Below are 16,182 nucleotides of genomic sequence, written 5' to 3'. Positions count from 1 at the left end.
GCCCCATGCGGTGCCGCCCTACGGCGGCGGTGCGTCAGCTCTGCGCGGTGTCGTCGCCCGCCTGCCCGGCGCCCTCGGCTGCGCCTGCCTTCTCGCGCATCTTGCGCACCAGCTCCGCCTTCTGGTCGGCTGCGGCCTGGCGGTCGCGGTTGCGGTGCGGACCGTTGTTCTGTCGTTCGGCGCGGGACAGCTTCTTGCGCTGGCCGCCGCCCATGCCCACGGGGTTGTTGATGTTCTTGCTCACGGTCACGGGTTCTCCCGGTAATGATTTGAAGTGATCTACTGATTCATCGGTGGGTGACGGGCGGCGACGTCGAGGGACGTCAGCAGGGGCCCATCACGCTCTCACTCGTAAATCGGCGTCTGGAAGAACATGACAAAGACGTTACCCGCTTCCGTCGGCCCCGCATACCAACCTTTCGCCGTCCCGGCGTCGACCGGGCCTTCGGCGAGCGCTCGGGGTCAGCCGTTTCCTTCCCGGGAATCTCAGCACCGCCAGCACCCGCCGGTGGGCGTCGCCCGCCCGGGCAGGTCCACATGGGCGTTACTGGGCGGCCGCGGGCGTTGTCAGTGGTCGCGAGCACACGGACGGCATGAGAGATCATCTCACTTGCGCCCCGCCGTTACGGGACAACCTTTCAGTTGCGGGCGCTGACGAAGCGGGTGGCCGGGCCCCACGCTTCTTACGCGACGGCATGCGCGTTCTCAGTACGGAGGCGGTGTCGGCAGACGTGGAACGTCACCGGGCTGGAGATCCGTGCGGGGGCGGTGCAGGCGTACGGGGATGCCGCCAGCGGCCGGCAGTGTCGCGTGCGGCATCGACCTCGATTTCCACGACGAGTTCGGGCTGGAGCAGCGTGACGTCCAGCGTCTCCCAGGTGCCCCAGCCAGCGGCGAACGTCAGCCCGTCCACGGGTGGCTGCGGCGGGCTGGGGTGCGGAGTTCGGCGAGGGTGCGGCTGGTTGCTTGGGGGAGTGTGGTGGTGCTTCCGGTGTACTGGAGTTGGCCGTCCTGGTCGTGTGCAAGACTCCGACCTTGAACCGTGGGCGGCGATGAATGCTGATCCCGATGTCCGGGAGCACTTGGGTGACCTGCTCACCCGTGAACAGAGCGATGCCTCCGTGGCGCAGTTCCAGGCCGAGTTCGACCAGCGAGGCTACGGATGGTGGGCAGTTCAATTGCAGGCCACGGGCGAGTTCATCGGCTTCGCGGGCTTGGACCAGGTGGATGATGGCATGCCGTTCACGGGGGTGGAGATCGGTTGGAGGCTCGTTCGCTCGGCCTGGGGCCAGGGTTACGCCACCGAGGCGGCCCTGGCTGGCCTGGCCTTCGGCTTCGAAAAGCTTGAACTCCCCGAGATCCTTGCAGTGACGACTGCTACCAACCTCCGTTCCCGAGCAGTGATGCGCCGGATCGGCACGACCCGAGACCCGGCTGACGATTTCGACGACCCCACCGCGCCCGAAGGGCCACTGCGTCCGAACGTGCTGTACCGAATCGCGCGCGGTTTGAGGGCCTGACACTCTCGGCTCGATCGCCTGTCAGGCCACGGCGGAAAGCGAGCGTCCGCCCCGGCGGATGCCCTTCTCACTGCGGATGCGGATGCGGACGCGTTCGCGACGCTGCGCCGCGAGGACGTCGGGGTGGCGGGCGTTGGCGTTACGCCAGCGCAGGAAGGCGTGCAGGGCCCGGGTCTGCACGCTGTGGTTGCGGTGGTTGGAGTTGGCGATCGTGAACTGCCGCAGAGGGCGCGGCCGGCCGACCGCCTGGTCCTGAAGGGGGAGGACCTGGTCGAGGCTGGCCACGTCGCTCGGCAGATGAGTCTGGATGACGTGCGTGAGGCGCGACTGGTCACGGATGCGGCCGTCCGGAACCAGTGCCGCCCTGGCGACATCAGCTCAGCCGCCTACCGGCGCGCCTCATGAACCAACCCGTCTGCCGGGCGTTGTGTAGGGGCGTGACGCGTGCTGCTTCAACCCCCGGATCGATCCCATCGTGGCCTGCCGCAGCATCATCCTCGAAGATCAGCATGAAGAGGCCCAACACCAGCAACGTCGAATACCGCCGTACCACGTCCGGCTACAGGGCCGGCGCCTGACCCCCGCCAGTCCGTGACGCCGCGGCGGACCGGACGCTTCCACCGATTCCAAAATATGAGCGGATGATGGCCGAAGATACTCAGCCTCCGTCGGCACATGGACGGGAGCCCGGTCCCGGCACCACGCCCAACGCCCTGCGCACCAAGGTGGTTGATGCGCCCTCCGGCGCAACCGGCGGGCTCACTGCAGATCAGGCAGCCGACGGTCCGCATGGCGGGGAGGAGCGCGCGGCTGCTGCGCTGAAGCCGAGGATGCGCGGCTGGCTGCACGCCGACGTGTTCCCCCTCGCGCTCGTCGGCGGGATCGTCCTGATCGCCGTTTCGCGCTCGGCTGCGGCAGCGGCGGCCTGCTCGGTGTATGCGTTGTCCGCCTGCCTGCTGTTCGGCACCAGCGCTGTCTATCACCGCGGTACGTGGGGTGCGCGCGGGGAGGCGGTCCTGCGGCGGCTGGACCACGCGAACATCTTCCTGGTCATCGCCGGCACTTGCACCCCGCTGGCGGTACTGCTGCTCCCTGAAGACCGGAAGCGGGTGCTGTTGGCCCTGGTGTGGGCAGGCGCCCTGGTGGGCATCGCCTTCCGCATCCTGTGGATCGGGGCTCCCCGCTGGCTGTACACCCCCTGCTACATCGCCCTGGGCTGGGTGGCCGTCTTCGACCTGCCCGACTTCGCGCACACCGGCGGCCCCGCGGTCGTCGTACTCCTGATCGCCGGCGGGCTGCTCTACACCGCGGGCGCCGTCGTCTACGGACTCAAGTGCCCCGACCCGTCACCGGCGTGGTTCGGCTTCCATGAGGTCTTCCATGCCCTGACTATCGGCGCCTTCACCGCGCACTACGCCGCCATCCTCCTGGCAGCCACATGACTGCGTGCGGGGCATACCGAAGCCTGCAGGACGACGCGACCGTCATGTGCGTGGACTGCCACGGCGTAGGCCGCTTTGAGCGGGACGCCAACACCGGCGCCCTCCTGACCAACGCCTCCGCCCCGTCGGGACAGGGCGGACCACTCCCGGGCGATGATCCTGGGCGTATGTTCCGGGCAACCGCAATGACTGCAAGGCATGGGGGCTGTCCGGCGCGATAGCGCCGTCGGCCACGTGTCGTGAAAGTGGCCGAGAAGCACGTCCTGGGACTGGAACCAGCCGTTCAGGCCGTGCCCATGCTGCCCGAGATTGTGACGTGATCCGGAGGACTTCGGTCTCGGTAGCAGCCGGGTTTCGCAACCGGACTGCCCTGGTGTCTCCCTCCGGGGACTTGCATCCGTCCGGGTTAGTCATGATGGCGGCGGGGCCAGCCTCCGGCGAGGGTGAGGTGGTGCCCGACGGTTCCGTCGGCACCCGTCCCGTGTTACAAGGAGCACTGCCATGTCCGATCGCAATACCCTCATCCGCAGCCTGCACGATGTGGGTCTGGCAGCCTGGTTCGGTGGCTCTCTCATGGGTGCGGTCGGTCTCAACGGGGCAGCAAAAGATCAAAGCGAGACGGCCGAGGCCAGCGCACAAATCGCCTCGTCGGGGTGGGCGAAGTGGACGCCGGTCAACGCCGCGGCCATCGGCGCGCACCTGTTCGGCGGCGGCGGACTCCTTGCGGTGAACGCTCACCGGGTCGCCGCCCAGAGAGGCGTGGCGGCCTCCACCACGACCAAGACCGTCGTTACGGTTGCGGCCCTGGCCGCCACTGCCTACGCCCGTGTCCTGGGCAAGAAGGTCGAGCTGGCCTCTTCCTCCGACCCGCAGGACGCCGAAAAGGCTGCCCGGCATCCCATCGACATCGACACAGCCCAGCGGCACCTGGCCTGCGTGCAGTGGGCGGTGCCGGCCCTGACCGGATGCCTGGTGGTGCTCAACGCCCTGCACGGTGAGCAGCAGCGTCCCGAGGAGCAGCTGCGCGGCATGTGGGCGCGGGCTTACTCCGCCGCTACCCCCTTCATCCCGCAGCACTCCTGAGCGATCTGCTCGCGGCGGGTGCGGGCCAGTTGATCAACTCAGAATCGAGCCCCCGCCGTCTCCACCATGGGAGGAGGCCATGTCGAACGCGGTGTTCCGCACCGCATGCGCGACGGGCCCGAGCTGGCCGGCAGCATCGCACCGCCGAAGCTCTCCCTTCCTCCCCTCTGCGGGCCCCGCGCGCTGTCAGGGCGAGCAGTCGGGCCGCCTCGACGGCGGGGTCCTCCGTGGCGGGAAGGGCGAGGCGTGCACCGCCATCGACGCTTTCGGGCAGACGGACAGGGTGGCGCCGTCGTCCGGAGAGGTCGCGGGCGATGTCCGCCTCGACTGCCACGACCAGTTCGGGCTCGACAAGCGTGCCCCAGTGCCCCTCCTGTGCCCCACCCGGCGGAGAACCTCCAGCCCGTCCACGGGTGCCGCGGCGGTCGGTCAGCCGGCTCGGGACAGAGGCACAACCGGACAGGTGGCCGAGCCCACCTACAAGTCGTCACCCGTCAACGCTGACTTGCAACTCAACGGGCGACACGCCTCGGCCCACTCGGTTGCCGGCTCAAGGAGAGGTCACTCCATGCCGATAGCGCAGTGATGCAGCCACAACCTCGAGCACCGGAGGCCCGGCACTGTCCTCGGCCGTGCAGCTCTCACAGCCTGGCCCACAGACCGGATGTCGGTACCTCGTGGGTTTCTGCCCTCGACCGCGACGGCCTCCTGTTTCGCGTCGTCGACGAACTCTGCGCCCGCGGACTGCTCACAACGGGCGATGCTCAGCTTCCCAGAGGTCGATGACGCGACCGGCATGGGGAGAACGGTGCCGCGGGTTGACTGAAGGCGTCCCGGACCCGCATCGCATGGAGTGGCGCCATGCGCCATCGGCTGGTCTTGGTCGATGCGGAACAAGCGGTGCAGGTCGAAGGCGGCCCGGTCGTTCGTCCGCGGCGCCGGCGACGATCTGCGGGAACGAGGGTGTTCTTGGTGCTGCGCCGGGAGCGCAGCAGGACGGGGCCCGGGCATGCACACATCTACGGCGTCGCACTGGTCGGGACGTCGGCGGGCTGAAGATCAGTGCGGGGGCGGTGCAGACGTACGGGGTGGCGCCACCGGCCGGAAGCGTCGCGGGCGACGTCGACCTCGACTTCCACGACGAGTTCGGGCTGGACCAGCGTGATGTCCGGCGTTTCCCCGGTGCCCCAGCCTGCGGTGAACGTCCAGCCCGTCCACGGGTGGCTGTGTGGGGCTGGGGTGAAGAGGTCGGCGAGGGTGCGGCTGGTTGCCTGGGGAAGGGTGGTGGTGCGTCCGGTGTACTGGAGTTGGCCGTCCTGGTCGTACCTGCCGAGCAGCAGCGTGCGGGGCGCTGCCGGCGTCCCGGTGATGGCGGCGACGATTGCTTCGGTTGTCTCGCGGACCTTGTATTTCAGCCAGCCGCGCCGTGACGGCTGGTAGATCCCGTCGAGCCGTTTGAAGACGATGCCTTCCATGCCGACGGCGGTCCAGGTGAGCCACTCGCCCACGAGGTCCTGGTCGGTGGTCGACGGACACAGCGCCCACGGCGCAGTCAGCTCGCGGGCGGTGAACAGGGATTCCAGTGCGGCCCGCCGCCTGCGGTAGGGCCAGCCGGTCGTGTCCGTGCCGGACAGGCGCAAGAGGTCGAAGGCGACGAAGTGCGCCGGCCCTTCGCCCGCGGTCCGGGCCACGCCGGTCTTGCGGCGTTGCAGCCGGCCCTGGAGGCGTTCGAAGGCGAGGCGGCCGTGTTCCCAGACGACGAGTTCACCGTCGAGTGCGCTCTTGTCGGGCAGTTGGGCGGCGCCTTCCACGATCTCCGGGAACGCCGGTGTCATCTCGGTGCCGCGCCGGGAGCGCAGCATCACCCGCCCGGCGTCGATGCGGAGCAGGGCCCGGTAGCCGTCCCACTTCGGCTCCGCGGCCCAGCCCGGCTTGAGCGTCGGTTCGGGGGTGGGAGTGGTCAGCATCGGTTCGGGCAGCGTCCATGTCACGCCTCATGCCTTCCACCCGCAGGGCCTTCCGTCCAGATGCCACGCCGCTTCCGCGGTCATGTGTGCCTGCGCTGGGCGGTGGTCAGGCTTGGGGGCGGGTGCTGGTGAAGCGGACGGCGGGTCCCCAAGCTTCTTGTGCGGCGGCCATGCACCACTGGCACAGGGGGAGGCCGCCGCTGCCGTACTTGTGGGTGTGTCGCTGGCAGCCGGAGCAGGGGCCGACCAGGCTGGTGGAGCAGGTGAAGGTGGAGGGGTCCGGCTCGGTGACCGGTGGGGGAGCGGTGGTGGTCATCGGGGAGGTGTCCTGGTCCTGATGGTGGAGTGGGTGGAGCACCGTGGACGCAGCCCTATGGACCGGAGGGTACGGGTGTTCGGTCGGCGCGCCGCAGTGGTGAGGGCCGGGCGGGCGGATAAGTCGAGGATGCCGAGGACGGCGTCGGGCTGGCAGTGCGTACATGCGGCCAGGCCGGCGGCGAGCAGCCGGCGCGCTTCGTCGCGGTCGACGGGCCGGCGGCGCCCTCCCGCCATATGGCAGTTGCCGCTGTGGATCTGGACGGGTGGCCGTCCGGCGCCCATGCCGAGTTCGACGATCCATTCCGGCGGCGCTGGCCGGTGCCGCCGGCCGCGGTCTTCCTCTGCCTGGCGCTGCCGTAGCGCGGCGATCTTGGTGTCGATGCGCTGCAGCCACATGGCGTGCCACACCCGCAGGGTGTGCAGGCGCTCGAGGTCGGGCGGCAGGTCATCGAACATATTTTTGATTCTATGCGCGATCGGCTGCCCGTGCTGTCGCGTGTTCGATTATCTGTTCGATAACGTGGTGGGGGGGTGAGCGCGATGGGTACACGAGTGGCGGGCGGCGGGCGGCGGGCCGGGTGTGGTGACACATGTGCGTGGCCCGGACCGGCTGCCGGAGGAGCTTTACCGGCAGGTCCTGGAGCAGCTGGCGCGGCTGTCCCCGGTGGTGCAGGCCCTGCCGCCGACCGCGGCGCCGGTGGAGCTGAAGGGTGCCCTGCCCTACTACGGCACGGACCCGCACCACCTGGGGGAGGTCCTGCGGGTGCGGACGCTCTCGCGTCTCGGTGTCGACATCCGCGTGGGTATCGGGCCGTCGGTGACGGTCGCAGCCACCGCCTCCGCACAGATCGCCGCTCCTGGCGTCCTGACCATCACCCCCGACCAGGCCGTCGGCTGGCTGGCCGGGCTGCCGGTCGACGCACTGCACGGCATCGGCCCCCGCCACGCGATGTTGCTGGGGGAGTACGGCATTCATTCGGTCGGGCTGCTCGCGGGCGTAGCGGCCGCGACCGTGCAGCGTCTGCTCGGGGGCAAGGCCGGGCGCCTGGCCGCAGACCGGGCCCGCGGCATCGATCCGCGTACGGTCGCGGCGCGCGCCCTGCCTGCTTCCGCGACCGGCCGCTGCACCTTCGACCGCCACACCCTGGACGGGGCGGCCGTCCGTTCCGCCCTGCTCGGCCTGGTGGTGCAGCTCGGCATCCGGCTACGCCGGCGCGGGCAGGCGGCCCGCGGCCTGAGCCTGACGCTCACCTTCGCCGGCGGCAGCAGTTGGGAGCGGGCGCGCCGTTTGAAGGAGCCGTCCGAGCACGACGACGACCTGCGTGCCCTCGCCTACCAGTTGATGGACGGGGCCGGATTGCAGCGCGGCCGGCTGACCGGCCTGGTCCTCAAGGGCGAAGACCTGGCCTACGCTGGCCACGTCGCCCAGCAGATCAGCCTCGACAACGTGCGTGAGGCGCGGCTGGTCGCGGAAGCGGCCGTCGACCGTATCCGGGACAAGTTCGGTGTCGGGGTGATCGGCCCTGCTGCCGTTGCTTCGGTCCGTTCGTGCAGGAGATGAACAACGGTGCAGGTCCATGATCGGCGGCGAGAATGGGAGCCACCCCGATCGAGTGACGTGGGAGTGGGAGTGTCTGCGGGAGCGGCGGGATGTGGGTCAATACCTTGGTGGTCCGGGCCCTGCCGGTCCGTGTCCCTGACAGGCGCGGTGCGGACGGGCCCGCCTTCTTTGGTATGGATCGGACCTGGCGGAGGACATCTGTCAGCGGTGGATGGGATGATCCCCGAGTCGGGCGTGAGCACGCCGATATCTCAACTCGGGGGTGGCTCGAATGGAAGCTTGGCAGGAGCTCTCAACGCTCGTGAAAGGGCGCCTGGAGGCTGCATCCACCAGCGAGCGGAGCGTCTTCGCCGCTGGCGTTGCTGAGCGGTTGATGAGCTGGCACGAGGCTCTGCCCGAGGATGAACGGGCGGCCTTCACCCTGAGTCTGCGTCCGCTCTTGAACTCGGTCTGGGAGGGTGCTCTCGGCGATTCGACGGCGTTCACCACCATCAACCGCGGCGTGGCCGACTACATGCTCAGCGAGTACTGCCACAACGACGGCCAGGACGGGCCTGACGACGCGGACGAGTCCGCCGCTGCCGCGACCCTCCATGCCGCGCATGCATACCTCTTCGGGTGCACCGACTTCGCAGTCTGGGCCAGCAGCCGGGCCGTGGATGCCGTCGATCAGCACCTTGAGTACCTCGCGGAGCAGGAAGAGGAAGACATTCCTGACCCGGACGAGGCACTGATCGCCGAACTCCAGCGTCAGCTGCGGGATCTCGACCTCATCGCCGCGTGTTCGAAGGAACTGCGTCACGCCAAGTTCGGACTGCCCATCGACACGTCCATCCGACTCCGTGTGGAGTTGCGCACCCCACTTTCCAGCCGGGACTGAAACCGCGTCGTTCGGCTTCAGTGATACGGAAGCGGTAGGACTCGGTGCCGGTCTGGATGAGGGTGCAGCGGAAGGTGATCCGGTCGGCGATGGCAGTGCAGAGGCGGGGATCGCCGAAGGTCTTGTCCCACTCGGCGAACGGGGACTTAAGTGGCCACGGCCGTCGCCTTGCAGTCCTGGCGCTCGGTGAAGATCTGAAAAAGCAGCTTGGCACCCGTGTGGCGCATGCTGCTCGAACCGCCCGGATTGATCCCCGCCTGGCCCTACGGACTGCCGCACTGGCCGTACGTGACCGCGGTCGACGCCCTGGCCGCCCGGGACATCCCGCCAGGGACCGCGCGTGCCGACCGTACCGGGCGCGCGAGCACAGTGAGCGGATGTACCTGATGCTCGTCCGGGATGTCAGCCGCACCACCGGCCCCGAAGGGCTGCGCCTGCACTGGATGGAGGACACCGGCTGGCACGCCGCCCTGACCGCGGCCACCCGCCCGGCCGCCCCCATCCGCCCGCTCACGTCGCTGCGCCGTGTCTTCGCCCGACCGGAGGATGTGGCGGAGGTGGCCGCCTGCCTGGTGCGCAACTGGCGCTGGCCGGCCGGGGACTTTGCCGCGGAGTGGGACGGGGTGAACGACGCGCGTACGGCGATCGACGCCTTCCGGCGGCACACCGTCGACTAGTGCTCTGACCGGCAAAGTTCACCGGGTTAACCGTTGGACGGCCCGACCGCCTGTAGGTTTCCGGCGTTAGTGACGATGGCAAAACTGCAGCTTCTGCCCCTCCTGGTCGGTCAGTCTGCGCACACGGACAGGCTCGGCCAGGATCACTCCAGTCCCACCAAGATCATCCCAGCACGGTCGCAGGCGTGGGCTCACTCCCACCATCACAGCTCCCACCACAAGTCCATGTTCTGGTGGACGTGTTCGCGCAGACAGCTTGAGTGGGAGTACACAAGCTGCCGCACGTTGCTGGAGTGCGCTGGACCAAGCCGGAGCTCATTCGCCTCCTGGTCCTGCTCGAGATCGACGACGAGCCAGCAGAAGCAACAGGTGGGGTTCCGATCCAACGACGCACCCCCTCGTAGTCTCGCCAACGGCGCACGTTGCACTCTACGTCTGGAGCGACACGCCAAAAGCGGGACAGCCTTTGCAGAGGGTCATTGGCGGCTGACCGTACGGGTTACACCCGCGACGATCGTCGTCGCCAGGGTCCAGCCAGTGATGATCAAGGCGTACGACAGCCACTGGTACCAGCCGTCAGGGGTGAACGCTGGCTCCTGGCCGAAGTTGACGACCGGCAAGAGCAGGTCGAGGGTGTAGAAGGCGGGGTTGAAGTCAGGCGCCTCGCCCGCCTTGATGGGGCGTGGGTGGTGCAGGCCGTACGCGATCGATCCGATGGTCATGAGGGACAGCAGCCAGACGGCCGCGCGCAACGGGCGGAAGCCGTAGCCGACGGTGGCGTCCTGGACGTACCCCCACAACCGTCCGTACCAGGTGAGCGTGGTGCGGCGCCGACGCTGCTTGGCGAGTTGGACGAGCCGGGCCGCGTCGTCGTCACCGACACGGCGGTAGGCCGCCGTCAGCTGCTCGTAGCCGTGCGGCTCATACCGCTCGTCATTCCGCTCCAGCATCGGCAGGCGGCGCTCGGCGGGCTCGTGCGGGGTGAGTACGGTGTACGTGAGATTGCTGAGATACACCTGGTCCGGCAGCATTTCCGGTTCAAGGGTGAGGACCTCTATTTGAGAACGCCGCAGATTCAGGGCGCCCTCGATGCGATCGCCCCCGCGCAGCCAGAGTTCACCGATGACACAGCTGCTTGCTCGCAGTGCCGTGTCGCCCGGATAGGACAGGTTGGGCGTGAAGCAGGTCGAGACGGCCCGTTATGCGAGAGCCCCGGAGCTCGGCCCGGCCCTGCACTCGTACGCACCGCGCCCGTACATGGGCTCCCACGTTGAGGTTCTGCGCGTCCAGCGCGGTGCCATCGGGCCTATTGAACTCGGCGTCCTGGAAGTTGATCCGCCCGGCGACGGATGCTCCGGTGAGCCGTACTTGTCCGTGCGCGTGCATTTCTGGCGCCCACAAGTCGTCCCCGATCGCGGCCTGGTTGAGCTGCAGCACCGGCTCGGAGTGGTCGGGCGCCGTGAACTCCGCGCGCTCCATGAACAGCGCCCCAGAGATCTGCGCCCCGCCGAGCCGCACCGGCCCCCGAATACGGCAGTCCGTCATGCGCAGTACCCCCTCGACCCGCAAGGTCGCCAAGGTCAGGCCCGGCAGAACGGACGACCTCAGGTTGAGCTGGCGCAGCTGGGCGCCGTACAAGTCGGAACGCCGTCGAAGTGGCAGTGGTTAAGCCGGATGGCGGCGTCGATTGTGGCGTACTTCAGGTTCAGTGCGCCGGTGATCCGCGCCCCCGTGATCTTGAGCGAGGCGATCTCCCCCTCCTCCTGCGGAGCCCTGATCAGCAGCGCCCGCAGTACACTCGCCCGTACGGTCCGCTCGGCGCCCCAGGAGTTGCCGAGCGCCGGATCCTCATTCTCGTAGGCGCGGAAGTCCACGGACTCGCCTCGCGGAAATGCCCGGCATATACGTACCTCGGCCGGCGTCAGATCGTTGGTCTCGCTCACGCCGGGACTGCGACGTGCTGCGTTCTGGCTGTCAACTGCGCACGGAGCACGCCATGCGGCCCGACGTCCTCCCGCCACCGCCCCGTCCGGCCCTCGCTAAACCCGGGCGCCTACCTCGTCGACTGCGAGCCATTGGCTCCGTGAGGCAGGCCCTGCGGGCCTGGGGTGGCACGGGCACCCGTGGCCGCAGTGAGGCCCGGGCGCCCGGCCGGGGTGTGATTTGCTCGGGTAGGAGGCAGACGGCTCCTGTCAGCAGCACGAAGAGCGCGGTGAACAGGGAGAAGACCAGCATCGTGGGGGTGGGGGCGTACTGCACGAGCAGTCCGGTGCCCAGCGCCCCGGCGGCCAGGCCGGCTGCCGGGGCGATGCTGTTCAGCAGCGAGCCGTGCGGCGAGGTAGGTGACGGTTGCAGGTCCAGCAGCCCGGCGCTGAGGGCGCCGGTCGCCGCACCGGTCGCCAGGCCCTGCAGGGTCCGCGCCAGCAGCAGCGTTCCGACGCCGTCGGCGGTGAAGAACAGGCTCATGGACACGGCATCGAGGATCAGCGCTGCAGCGAGTACGGGCCGCCTGCCGACGTGGTCGGAGAGTCCGCCGAACGATCAGCAGCGCGGCCAGCAGGGCCAGGGCGTAGATCGCGAAGATCGTGGTGAGCACGGTCGGCGAGCAGCCCAGCGATGCTGGTAGACCACGTGGAGCGGAGCTGGCGCGGCGGACGCAGCCAGGATCGCGAGCTGTGTAAAGGCCAGCAGCCAGAAGCCGACCGGGCGCGGTAATCGCCATGCCGGGCGCTCGGTGGGCACCTCGGTCCTCCTCGGATGGATTCGGGGCGGCGGCCGGCCGGCGTGACGATCCGTTCGGCTGCCGCCCGGGTGGCTGGGTCAGTTCAGGGGGACGTTGAAGACTGTCTTGCGGTGGCTGAAGGTCTCCAGGGAGTAGCGGCCGTGGTAGTTGCCCATGCCGCTTTCTCCGACGCCGCCGAAGGGGAGGGTCGGTACGGTCAGGTGGAAGACCGGAAGGCCGAAGTTGACGGCGCCGGAGGACGTTTCGGTGATGAGCCGGGTGCGGGTGGTGTCGTTGTCGGTGAAGGCGTAGACCGCCAGCGGCTTGTCGCGGTCGTTGATGAAGTCGATGGCCTCGGTGAGGTCGGCGACGGTGAGGATCGGCAGGATCGGGCCGAAGATTTCCTCCTGCATCACCGGTTCGTCCGGCTGCACGTCCAGCAGCACGGTCGGGGCGATGTACTTCTCGGTGCGGTCGCTCTGGCCGCCGAGCGCGGTGCGGCCGGAGCCGAGCAGTGCGGTCAGGCGGTCGAAGTGCCGCTCGTTGATGATGCGCCCGTAGGTGCCGGAGGTCTGGGGGTCGTCGCCGTACAGTTCCTGGACCACCTGGGCGAGGGCGGTCGTCAGCGCCTGGGCGGTCTCGGGGTCGGTGAGGACGTAGTCGGGGGCCACGCAGATCTGCCCGGCGTTGCTGAACTTGGTGGACGCGATGCGTTCGGCGACCGCGGCGATGTCGGTGTCGCGGTCGACGAAGACCGGTGACTTGCCGCCCAGTTCGAGGGTGACGGGGGTCAGGTGCTCGGCTGCCGCGCGCATCACGATCCGGCCGACGGTGCCGTTGCCGGTGTAGAAGATGTGGTCGAAGTTCTGGGCCAGCAGCGCCGTGGTCGGTGCGACGCCGCCCTCGACCACGGCGACGGCGTCGGTGTCGAGATAGGCCGGGATGAGTCGGGCCAGCAGCGCGGAGGTCTGCTCGGCGAGCTCGGACGGCTTGATGACCACCGCGTTGCCGGCTGCCAGGGCGCCGGCGACGGGGGTCAGCAGCAGGTAGATCGGGTAGTTCCAGGCCGACAGGACCAGCGCGACGCCGAGGGGATCGAATTCGGTGTGGGCCGTGGTCCCCTCCGGCAGGTGGGGGACGTCGACCTCTGCAGGCTGCGGGGCGAGCCACTCCTCGAGGTGCTCCAGGTAGTCGTCGATCTCGAGGATGGTGAGGTTGATCTCCGCGATGTCGACCTCGTTGGGGCTCTTGTGCAGGTCGGCCCAGAGGGCGTCGGCGATGTCCTTGCGGTTGTCGGTCAGCAGCGCGCGCAGCTGGGTGAGCTGCGCGCGGCGCCAGGCGAGCGGCTTGGTGCGACCGCTGCGATGGACCTTTCGCAGCCGCGTGACGAGGGCGGCGGCGTCGGTCTCGGTGAAGTCGGGCCAGGTGGTGGTCATGGGTGTGTGTTCCGTTCCGTGGGAAGCAGCCCGGGCCAAAGGGCCGTGAGGGGCACAGAAGGACGTAATGTTCATTCGTCCTTAGATGCTTACGCTAGCACGCACGACGCCACATGTAATCTCCTTTCGTGAATAGAGCATGTGCATTGAGAGTGGCTGGGCGGCCGGAGATGAGGGTTCTGGTCTGGTGCGTCAGCGATCTCGGATCGGCTCAACTCCCGGCCGCACGGCGACCGGACGCCTCCGGACCCCTCGCGCGGTAGGACGTCCTGTGCCGGGTGTCGTGTCGGGTGTCGGGTGCCGGGCGCCGGGCGCATGCGATCGCCCGCCTGCCCCTTGCGCGGGAGCGGTTGGTCACAGCGGCGGCGTGACCTCCTGACCGGCCGCCCCGGCAATGCCCGGTCGACTGCCGCGTCAGCAGTGCTGAGCGGCGCGCTCTGCAGGTGTGCCGTCGAAGAGGGCCGGATTTCGGAACGTGCCGTGGGTGCACGACCGGTCGATCCATGCCAGGTCTGGGGCGGGACAGTGAGCCACAGCGGATGGAACCGGTCGCCACGGTCGCCACCTCCGCTGCGGCCGGGGGCGGAACCTCCTGCCACGCGCCGACCCGTGATGCCGGCTGAGGCAGCCGGGACACCGCCCGCTTGCTGCCCGCCCGCACAGCGCCAGGGTGATCCGCGCGCCGGGGCGGTCCCACAGGCTTTGCAGCTACTCCAGGCACAGGCAGGCGATGCGCCTCATCGACCATCAGCGCCCGCGGGAGCTGACCAGCCGTCAGTCGGCCATCGCCCGCTACGTCGCCGAGGCGGTCATCCGGCCGGGCTGCCCGCCGGCGATGCGCGAGATCGACCGGGCCGGGAAAAGCTCGTCAGCACATCTTCGACCGAGACCCGCAACGTCACCAGGCCTATCGGGTGCGGCCTTCGCGGGCACCTGGACCGGGCTATAGGAGCGGTTCCTCGGCCGAAAGGTGCTGCGCCGACAGGGCGGCCACGTGAGGCTCATGACCTGCCGCCCGGCCCGCAAGCCGATCCCAGGCGACCGGGCGCAGATCCTGGGCAACCTTGCAGCCGGACGTCGGGATCACCTTCGGTGCCCGCGCATTGCCCCTGCGGACCCGCCTGCATGCAGGCGGTGAATACGAGAACTTCAGCTTCGGCTACGGGGCACATGCCCTTTCCCCCGGGCGTCCGCGCGGGTGTTGGAGGTGACGCTGTGCACCTCCTTCTGCCGCCGAAGCCGTAGAGCCCGAGCCGTCCGCCCGGCGGCAGCGCGGCCCGCCGCAGCGCCCGGTAGCCGATGATGCGGCGCCAGCGCCGGGACCGGTGACGGAGGGCTCCCTGCGGCTCGTGGAGAAGCCGGTGCCGGTGCCCGCGGAGGACGAGTTGCGGGTGCGGGTGCGGGTGCGGGCCTGCGGGGTGTGTCGGACCGACCTGCACGTGACCGAGGGCGCTGGTGCCGAACTCGCCGACCTGCATCCATCAGCACCTCGCCGCCGTTCTCCCGGATCTTCGCCGCGGTGGCGGCGGCGTCCGGCGAGGAGAAGTAGAGGCACCACTGCGCCTGGCCCTCCTGACCGGGCAGGGCGGGCGTAGAGCGCCTCGGGCAGTTCGTCGCCGTCCACCGCGTCGGCGCGGGCGCTTCGGGATCTCGCGGCATGGGCGGTACGACCGCGGCGACCGCCTTGCCGTCCGCGTAGGCCTGGGTGTAGCAGCGATCCCCGTGCGCTGGAATGGGGCCCATGTGTGCCCTGGCCCTGTGGGAGGAGGCCCTGCGGGCCCCTCGCGGCAGGCACCATGGGGACCTTTCGCCCGGGAACGTCCTGGTGGCGGAGGGCGGAGGGGGCCACCGTGCAGGTGCTGACCCGGGGCGCGGCCGCTCCCCGGTTGGTGACAGTGCCGTCGTGCGGATACTGCCGTCAGCCGTCGGCGAGGGTCTTCTTTCGGGCTCGGTACGCGGCCACGTTGTTCTTGTTGCCGCACATTTCGTACGAGTGCCAGCGCTGGGTGCGGCTGCGCGTGGTGTCGTAGAAGACGTGCCGGCAAAGCTCGTTGGCGCAGGCGCGGATGCGGGGCCAGGTGCCTTCGGTCACGAGTTGCGCCACCGCGAGGGTGATGCCGCCGACCACTGGGTCGCCGTCCACCTGCTGCAGCCCCGTCCCCGGTGCCGAGAAAGTGTGCCGGAGTGTGACGGAGGAGGCGCGTTCGGTGAGTTCCGCCCAGCCGGGCGCCGCTTCGGCGCTGTCCGGTGCCGCAACGATGGTCATGAGGGTCGCGCGCAGGGCGCGGACGTCGGCGAGGCGCTCCGGCGATGGCGCGACCGCATCGGGGTGACCGAATGGCCGGAGGAGGGCGTTAGCCGCCTGGTCGGCGTGAAGTGTGTCGAGGGAGCCGGTTGCGGCGTGCGGCCGCGAGTTGAGCAGGTCCACGACCGCCCCCGCGGTCCCCGGAATCCGCCGCGCGGCAGCCTCCGATGCTTCGTCTCTGGCCATTCACCCATCCTAACCGACATCGCCTAGTTGCAAAAGAAACTTACACCGCGCGGTCGCGCATGCTGGAAAGTAATGGTCTACTTAT

Annotated in this window: 13 protein-coding genes and 4 pseudogenes; 6 read left to right on the top strand and 11 right to left on the bottom strand. The window is 69.3% G+C overall.

Annotated elements, in window-relative coordinates; all coding sequences use genetic code 11:
* Positions 1 to 34 precede the first annotated feature (34 nt).
* Entirely contained in the window at positions 35 to 250 is a 216-nt protein-coding gene (locus ACFV0T_RS40070; protein WP_385790153.1) for a DUF6243 family protein, read from the bottom strand.
* An 802-nt stretch (positions 251 to 1,052) separates the two neighbouring features.
* Here ACFV0T_RS40070 and ACFV0T_RS40065 point away from each other — a divergent pair.
* On the top strand, positions 1,053 to 1,520 hold the full coding sequence (locus ACFV0T_RS40065; RefSeq protein WP_385790157.1) for a GNAT family N-acetyltransferase: 468 nt from the start codon (positions 1,053 to 1,055) through the stop codon (positions 1,518 to 1,520).
* 21 nt (positions 1,521 to 1,541) lie between these two features.
* Here ACFV0T_RS40065 and ACFV0T_RS40060 read toward each other — a convergent pair.
* A pseudogene (locus ACFV0T_RS40060) lies at positions 1,542 to 1,748 on the bottom strand (IS630 family transposase); the annotation flags it as partial.
* A 413-nt stretch (positions 1,749 to 2,161) separates the two neighbouring features.
* Between ACFV0T_RS40060 and ACFV0T_RS40055 the strand changes: the two are divergent.
* Positions 2,162 to 2,962 carry a hemolysin III family protein gene (locus ACFV0T_RS40055; RefSeq protein ID WP_385790151.1) on the top strand — a complete coding sequence of 267 codons (801 nt, stop codon included), beginning with the start codon at positions 2,162 to 2,164 and terminating at the stop codon, positions 2,960 to 2,962.
* Positions 2,963 to 3,463: 501 nt separating this feature from the next.
* Positions 3,464 to 4,045, top strand: coding sequence for a hypothetical protein (locus ACFV0T_RS40050; protein WP_385790149.1), 582 nt, complete (start codon positions 3,464 to 3,466; stop codon positions 4,043 to 4,045).
* A gap of 1,019 nt (positions 4,046 to 5,064) precedes the next feature.
* Here the strand turns inward: ACFV0T_RS40050 and ACFV0T_RS40045 are convergent.
* From ACFV0T_RS40045 to ACFV0T_RS40035, 3 genes are all read right to left on the bottom strand, one after another.
* Complete coding sequence (locus ACFV0T_RS40045) at positions 5,065 to 6,036, bottom strand: ATP-dependent DNA ligase (RefSeq protein ID WP_385790148.1); 972 nt, start codon at positions 6,034 to 6,036, stop codon at positions 5,065 to 5,067.
* 82 nt (positions 6,037 to 6,118) lie between these two features.
* Positions 6,119 to 6,328 carry a hypothetical protein gene (locus tag ACFV0T_RS40040; RefSeq protein WP_385790146.1) on the bottom strand — a complete coding sequence of 70 codons (210 nt, stop codon included), beginning with the start codon at positions 6,326 to 6,328 and terminating at the stop codon, positions 6,119 to 6,121.
* Positions 6,325 to 6,786: a DUF6233 domain-containing protein gene (locus tag ACFV0T_RS40035; RefSeq protein WP_385790144.1), complete on the bottom strand. Its 462-nt coding sequence runs from the start codon at positions 6,784 to 6,786 to the stop codon at positions 6,325 to 6,327. Before ACFV0T_RS40035 ends, ACFV0T_RS40040 begins: the two co-directional genes overlap by 4 nt.
* Positions 6,787 to 6,922: 136 nt before the next feature.
* On the opposite strand from ACFV0T_RS40035, the gene ACFV0T_RS40030 reads away from it, so the two are divergent.
* A complete protein-coding gene (locus ACFV0T_RS40030; protein WP_385790142.1) occupies positions 6,923 to 7,891 on the top strand; it encodes a hypothetical protein in 969 nt (322 codons plus the stop codon).
* Between the two features lie 271 nt (positions 7,892 to 8,162).
* Positions 8,163 to 8,771, top strand: a complete 609-nt coding sequence (locus ACFV0T_RS40025) for a hypothetical protein (protein WP_385790141.1) — start codon at positions 8,163 to 8,165, stop codon at positions 8,769 to 8,771.
* On the opposite strand, the gene ACFV0T_RS40020 is transcribed toward ACFV0T_RS40025, so the two are convergent.
* A complete protein-coding gene (locus ACFV0T_RS40020; RefSeq protein ID WP_385790155.1) occupies positions 8,662 to 9,273 on the bottom strand; it encodes an ATP-binding protein in 612 nt (203 codons plus the stop codon). The genes ACFV0T_RS40025 and ACFV0T_RS40020 overlap by 110 nt on opposite strands.
* 46 nt (positions 9,274 to 9,319) lie before the next feature.
* Here ACFV0T_RS40020 and ACFV0T_RS40015 point away from each other — a divergent pair, with 46 nt between their 5' ends.
* On the top strand, positions 9,320 to 9,448 hold the full coding sequence (locus tag ACFV0T_RS40015) for a hypothetical protein (protein WP_385790139.1): 129 nt from the start codon (positions 9,320 to 9,322) through the stop codon (positions 9,446 to 9,448).
* Positions 9,449 to 9,924: 476 nt separating this feature from the next.
* Here ACFV0T_RS40015 and ACFV0T_RS40010 read toward each other — a convergent pair.
* From ACFV0T_RS40010 to ACFV0T_RS39990, 5 genes and pseudogenes are all read right to left on the bottom strand, one after another.
* Positions 9,925 to 11,391: pseudogene (locus ACFV0T_RS40010) on the bottom strand (membrane-associated oxidoreductase).
* A 31-nt stretch (positions 11,392 to 11,422) separates the two neighbouring features.
* Positions 11,423 to 11,974: pseudogene (locus ACFV0T_RS40005) on the bottom strand (MFS transporter); the annotation flags it as partial.
* Positions 11,975 to 12,268: 294 nt separating this feature from the next.
* Positions 12,269 to 13,606: an aldehyde dehydrogenase family protein gene (locus ACFV0T_RS40000; RefSeq protein ID WP_385790138.1), complete on the bottom strand. Its 1,338-nt coding sequence runs from the start codon at positions 13,604 to 13,606 to the stop codon at positions 12,269 to 12,271.
* A 1,427-nt stretch (positions 13,607 to 15,033) separates the two neighbouring features.
* Positions 15,034 to 15,316 (bottom strand): annotated as a pseudogene (locus ACFV0T_RS39995) (hypothetical protein); the annotation flags it as partial.
* Positions 15,317 to 15,524: 208 nt separating this feature from the next.
* Positions 15,525 to 16,034 (bottom strand): CGNR zinc finger domain-containing protein, encoded by a 510-nt coding sequence (locus ACFV0T_RS39990; RefSeq protein ID WP_385790136.1) that lies wholly within the window; start codon positions 16,032 to 16,034, stop codon positions 15,525 to 15,527.
* Positions 16,035 to 16,182 lie beyond the last annotated feature (148 nt).

This window comes from Streptomyces sp. NPDC059582, assembly GCF_042735715.1.
In the GTDB taxonomy this organism is placed as follows: domain Bacteria; phylum Actinomycetota; class Actinomycetes; order Streptomycetales; family Streptomycetaceae; genus Streptomyces.
The sequence above is the reverse complement of the archived record's forward strand: the minus strand, read 5'-3'. Positions and strand labels throughout refer to the sequence as shown.

Bases quoted from the DNA above. Each gene is read 5' to 3' on its own strand.
- ACFV0T_RS40025 (WP_385790141.1), top strand. From the start codon at position 8,163: ATGGAAGCTTGGCAGGAGCTCTCAACGCTCGTGAAAGGGCGCCTGGAG.
- ACFV0T_RS40035 (WP_385790144.1), bottom strand. From the start codon at position 6,786: ATGTTCGATGACCTGCCGCCCGACCTCGAGCGCCTGCACACCCTGCGG.
- ACFV0T_RS40040 (WP_385790146.1), bottom strand. From the start codon at position 6,328: ATGACCACCACCGCTCCCCCACCGGTCACCGAGCCGGACCCCTCCACC.
- ACFV0T_RS40000 (WP_385790138.1), bottom strand. From the start codon at position 13,606: ATGACCACCACCTGGCCCGACTTCACCGAGACCGACGCCGCCGCCCTC.
- ACFV0T_RS40020 (WP_385790155.1), bottom strand. From the start codon at position 9,273: ATGGGGGCGGCCGGGCGGGTGGCCGCGGTCAGGGCGGCGTGCCAGCCG.
- ACFV0T_RS40050 (WP_385790149.1), top strand. From the start codon at position 3,464: ATGTCCGATCGCAATACCCTCATCCGCAGCCTGCACGATGTGGGTCTG.
- ACFV0T_RS40065 (WP_385790157.1), top strand. From the start codon at position 1,053: ATGAATGCTGATCCCGATGTCCGGGAGCACTTGGGTGACCTGCTCACC.
- ACFV0T_RS40055 (WP_385790151.1), top strand. From the start codon at position 2,162: ATGATGGCCGAAGATACTCAGCCTCCGTCGGCACATGGACGGGAGCCC.